This window comes from Streptomyces sp. YS-3, assembly GCF_045257485.1.
GTDB lineage: Bacteria > Actinomycetota > Actinomycetes > Streptomycetales > Streptomycetaceae > Streptomyces.
Window position 1 is genome coordinate 1 of the sequence record NZ_JBJHPC010000653.1, and the last position, 3,765, is coordinate 3,765.

The following is a 3,765-nucleotide window of genomic DNA, read 5'->3' on the forward strand; positions in this document are numbered from 1 at the left end:
GTCTGTGGCTGGTCGCGCAGTTCCCCGCGCCCGCGGGTGCCCAGGGGCGCGGGGAACTGCGCGAGCAACCCACCACGATCCGCAGGGCCACGCACACCGGCTGGAGGTAGTAGACGGTGCCCGCCCGCGCCGCCCCGATCGGCCCGACCGTCCCCGGAGCGGAAGTGGCGGCGGATCAGGGCCCGTTGGCGCCAGGTCTCGCGGGCCGCGAGGGGTGCCAGGCGGCGAAGCTGCCGGACCGGACCAGGGTCGCGACGCCCGTGAGGGCGAGTCCGGGGCCGTTGGCCCGGCTCGCCCTCTGGGGGGTCCGTATGGTCCGGTCGTGCCGGTCGTGCTCCAGGACTGCCACGGTGGTGGGTGCTCCTTGGGTGGTCGGCGGGGGCGCCGGGCTACCGTCGCGCCGCCCCGGCCATCACGTCCGTCGAACCTTTCCGAGCCGGTCGTTCAGTTGAAGTGAACGTTTCCGTCCTGGCCGCCGCGGCCCGCGCCCTCGGCACGTACTGGCCCGCAAGCGTCGCTCCGAAGGCGACCGTCATGCCCGCCAGCTGGAGCGGGGTGAGCGCCTGGCCGAGCGCGGCCCAGCCGATCACGGCGGCGGTCAGCGGCGACAGCGGGCCGAGGAAGGTCACCGAGGTGGCGGTGAGGCGGCCGATGCCGCGGAACCAGAGCCAGTACGCGACGGCCGTGTTGACCAGGGCGAGGTAGAGGTAGCCGGCGAGGTTGCGGCCGTCCAGCGCGGGCGGCGCGCCCTCGATCAGGAAGGCGACCGGTGCGATCAGCAGTCCGCCGGCGGTCAGCTGCCAGCCGGTGAGCACCAGCGGGCCGACCCCCTCGGGGCGTCCCCACCGCTTGGTGAAGACGGTCCCGGCGGCCATCGACACGGACGAGGCCACTCCTGCCACGACCCCGACGGCGTCCAGCGCCCCCGTGGCCTTCAGGACGACCAGGCTGACCCCGAGGGCCGCCGCTATACCGGTGAGCAGGGTCCGCAGCGACGGGCGCTCCCCGAGGAAGAGGGCGGCGAGTCCGGCCACCCACAGCGGTCCGAGCGAGCCGATGACCGCGGCCATCCCGCCGGGCAGGCGGTAGGCGGCGAGGAAGAGGAGCGGGAAGAAGGCCCCGATGTTCAGCGCCCCCAGCACCACCGCCTTCCACCACCACGAGCCCCGTGGCAGCCGCCGGGTGGCGAGCATGAGCGCGACTCCGGCGGGCAGCGCCCGCATCATGCCCGTGAAGAGCGGCCGGTCGGCGGGGAGGAACTCCGTCGTCACGGCGTAGGTGGAGCCCCAGGAGATCGGGGCGAGGGCGGTGAGGGCGACGGTGGCGATGCGGCTCTGGGTTCGCTTCATGGGAAGTAGCTTACTCCTAAGCTACTTTTCGTCAAGCAACTTTCTTGCGTCCGTTCCATAGGGCTCCGATACTGGTTCCATGACTGCCACCCCCCGTGACCCCGTCGACGCCATCACCGCGCAGTGGGCTGAGGTCAGACCCGATCTCGACACCGTTCCGATGGCCGTCTACGGGCGCATCTACCGCATCGCCCGGGCCATGGGCGACCGGGTCGAGAAGGAGTACCGGCGCTTCGGGATCTCCCGGGGCGAGTTCGACGTCCTGGCGACGCTGCGCCGCTCCGGAGAGCCCTACACGCTCTCGCCGCGCCAGCTCTCGGCGACCACGATGCTCACCACCGGCGGGATGACCGGACGCCTGGACAAGCTGGAGAAGGCCGGGCTGCTCAGCCGCAGCCCGGACCCGAACGACCGGCGCGGGCTGCGCGTCACCCTCACCGACAAGGGCCGCGAGATCGTCGACGAGTCGGTGACGGCCGGCCTGGAGATGCAGCACGAGGTGCTGGACGGGGTGCTCGACGCGGCGGAGGCGGAGCAGCTGAACGGGCTGCTGCGCAAGCTGCTCGCGGCGCACTGACAGCCCCGGCGGGGAAAACGGAAAGGCGCTTCGCGGTACGAGTGCCACTCGTACCGCGAAGCGCCTCACAGCGCGTACAACCCGGTCGGTCAGGCCTTCTTCGACTTGTCGAGGACCATGACCAGACCGGCGATGACCGCGAACAGCGCGAGGGGCGCGATCACATACAGGCCGATCGTGTCGAACACGCTCAGGCCGGAGCCCGGGTCGTCGCCGTCGTCGCGGGTGACCGCGAGGGCGGGGGCCGACATGAGCAGCATCATCAGCGTCGTACCGGCTGCCACGGCGCCGGCGCGCAGGGTGTTCTTCTTGTCCACGGTGCAAACGTAGCGAACGCCTAGGAGGGGCGCGCGCCCGGGGGTGCCGTACGGGGCCGCGGGCCCCGGACCGGGGGCGCCAAAGTGTCCGGGACGGGCGCGAACACCCGCATCAGATCGTGCAGCCTCGGCGAGGCGACCACGTCCTCCAGGGCCAGCGGGCACCCGTCGGGACCGGCCACCGGCAGACGCCAGTTGGGGTACTGGTCCCAGGTGCCCGGCAGGTTCTGCGGACGGCGGTCGCCCACCGCGTCGGGCAGCCACACCCCGACCATCCGGGCCGGGGTGCTCAGCAGGAACCGGTAGACCGCGCGCACCGCGCCCTCCTCGCCCCGGGCGCCCTCGGGCAGCAGCCCCAGCCGGGTGAGGTAGGCCAGCCACTCGCCCACCTCGGCCGCGTCCTCGGCCTGCTCCTCGGCGAGCGGCCGGGTGAGCAGGCCGAGGCGGTGGCGCAGCCCCACGTGCTCGCCGGTGAGCCGGGCGGCCGTGGAGGGCAGGTCGTGGGTGGTGGCGGTGGCCACACAGCCCTCGCGCCAGTTCGCGGGGGGCAGCGGGCGGCCGGTGCCCTCCCAGTCGCGCTCGAACCAGAGCACCGAGGTGCCGAGCACCCCGCGCCGGCTCAGCGCCTCGCGCACCCCGGGCTCGACCGTGCCCAGGTCCTCCCCTATGACGACCGCCCCGGCCCGGTCGGCCTCCAGGACGAGCACGGCGAGCATCGCCTCGGCGTCGTAGCGCACATAGGTGCCCGCGGTGGGCTCCTGCCCCCGCGGGATCCACCACAGCCGGAACAGGCCCATCACATGGTCGATGCGCAGCGCCCCGGCGTGCCGCAGCAGATCGCGCAGCAGGCCCCGGTAGGGGGCGTAGCCGGAGGCGGCGAGGACGTCCGGGCGCCAGGGCGGCAGCCCCCAGTCCTGGCCGCGCGCGTTGAAGGCGTCGGGGGGCGCGCCCACCGACATGCCCTGGGCGAAGGTGCGCTGCTGCGCCCAGGCGTCGGCGCCGCCGGGATGCACGCCGACGGCGAGGTCGTGGACGAGGCCGACGGCCATCCCGGCGTCCCTGGCGGCCCGCTGGGCGGCGGCGAGCTGGGTGTCGGTGAGCCAGGCGAGCCGGGTGTGGAAGTCGATACGGTCGATGAGCTCGCGCCGGGCGCGGGCGGTGGCGGGCGAGCGCGGGTCGCGCAGGGCGCCGGGCCAGCCGGTCCAGTCGGATCCGTACCGCTCGGCCAGCGCGCACCAGGTGGCGTGGTCCTCCAGGGCCTGGCCCCGGTGCGCCAGGTAGTCGCAGTACGCCTCGCGCCGTCCCGGCGGCAGCGGCACCGCGTGGAGGACTTCGAGGGCTTCGCGCTTCAGCGCCCACACCGCGTCCCGGTCGATCAGCTCGCCGTCGTCGAGCACCGACCGCCGCAGCGCGTCCGCGGCCTTCAGCAGCTCGTCCAGCCGCGTGCGCTCGCGTACGTAGGCGTACTCGGGAACGTCCTCGATCCGCAGGTGTACGGGGTCGGGGAAGCGGCGGGAGGAGG

Annotated in this window: 5 protein-coding genes; 1 reads left to right on the top strand and 4 read right to left on the bottom strand. The window is 73.8% G+C overall.

The window, feature by feature from the left end; genetic code table 11:
* Positions 1-175: 175 nt before the first annotated feature.
* Together ACJA3G_RS32625 and ACJA3G_RS32630 are read right to left on the bottom strand one after the other, a co-directional pair.
* On the bottom strand, positions 176-349 hold the full coding sequence (locus ACJA3G_RS32625) for a hypothetical protein (RefSeq protein ID WP_406556644.1): 174 nt from the start codon (positions 347-349) through the stop codon (positions 176-178).
* Positions 350-389: 40 nt separating this feature from the next.
* A complete protein-coding gene (locus ACJA3G_RS32630; protein ID WP_406556645.1) occupies positions 390-1,349 on the bottom strand; it encodes an EamA family transporter in 960 nt (319 codons plus the stop codon).
* A gap of 79 nt (positions 1,350-1,428) precedes the next feature.
* On the opposite strand from ACJA3G_RS32630, the gene ACJA3G_RS32635 reads away from it, so the two are divergent.
* Positions 1,429-1,926 carry a MarR family winged helix-turn-helix transcriptional regulator gene (locus tag ACJA3G_RS32635; RefSeq protein WP_406556646.1) on the top strand — a complete coding sequence of 166 codons (498 nt, stop codon included), beginning with the start codon at positions 1,429-1,431 and terminating at the stop codon, positions 1,924-1,926.
* Between the two features lie 89 nt (positions 1,927-2,015).
* On the opposite strand, the gene ACJA3G_RS32640 is transcribed toward ACJA3G_RS32635, so the two are convergent.
* Together ACJA3G_RS32640 and malQ are read right to left on the bottom strand one after the other, a co-directional pair.
* Entirely contained in the window at positions 2,016-2,243 is a 228-nt protein-coding gene (locus tag ACJA3G_RS32640) for a hypothetical protein (RefSeq protein ID WP_371652754.1), read from the bottom strand.
* 20 nt (positions 2,244-2,263) lie between these two features.
* On the bottom strand, positions 2,264-3,765 hold a 1,502-nt coding region (gene malQ / locus ACJA3G_RS32645), incomplete at its 5' end, for a 4-alpha-glucanotransferase (RefSeq protein WP_406556647.1).

Coding starts and splice junctions, on each gene's coding strand:
- ACJA3G_RS32630 (WP_406556645.1), bottom strand. CDS start 1,349: ATGAAGCGAACCCAGAGCCGCATCGCCACCGTCGCCCTCACCGCCCTC.
- ACJA3G_RS32635 (WP_406556646.1), top strand. CDS start 1,429: ATGACTGCCACCCCCCGTGACCCCGTCGACGCCATCACCGCGCAGTGG.